1 protein-coding gene is annotated in these 389 nt (G+C 68.6%); it reads left to right on the top strand.

The genetic code is table 11. The features are described 5' to 3' along the window. A partial coding sequence (locus EN807_RS33000; RefSeq protein WP_135937974.1) for an FAD-binding protein occupies positions 1 to 389 on the top strand: 389 nt, incomplete at both ends.

The following is a 389-nucleotide window of genomic DNA, read 5'->3' as shown; positions in this document are numbered from 1 at the left end:
CTCGAACCTCCTGGTGCGCGACGGCGGCATTCCCGGTTTCGTCATCCGGCTCTCGGCCAAAGGCTTCGGCGAGGCGGAAGTCGTTTCGCCGACCACGATCAGGGCCGGCGCCGCAACGCCCGACAAGCGCCTCGCGGCCGTCGCCTACGAGGCGGGGATCGGCGGCTTCCATTTCTACCACGGCATTCCCGGCGCCGTCGGCGGTGCGCTGAGGATGAACGCCGGCGCCAATGGCGTCGAGACGCGCGAACGCGTCGTCGAGGTGCGGGCGCTCGACCGCAAGGGCAATCTTCACACGCTCAGCAATGCCGACATGGGCTATGCCTATCGGCATTCGGCGGCGCCTTCGGGGCTGATCTTCACCTCGGCGCTGTTCGAGGGGCATCCGG

This window comes from Mesorhizobium sp. M5C.F.Ca.ET.164.01.1.1, from assembly GCF_004792125.1.
In the GTDB taxonomy this organism is placed as follows: domain Bacteria; phylum Pseudomonadota; class Alphaproteobacteria; order Rhizobiales; family Rhizobiaceae; genus Mesorhizobium; species Mesorhizobium wenxiniae.
The sequence above is the reverse complement of the archived record's forward strand: the minus strand, read 5'-3'. Positions and strand labels throughout refer to the sequence as shown.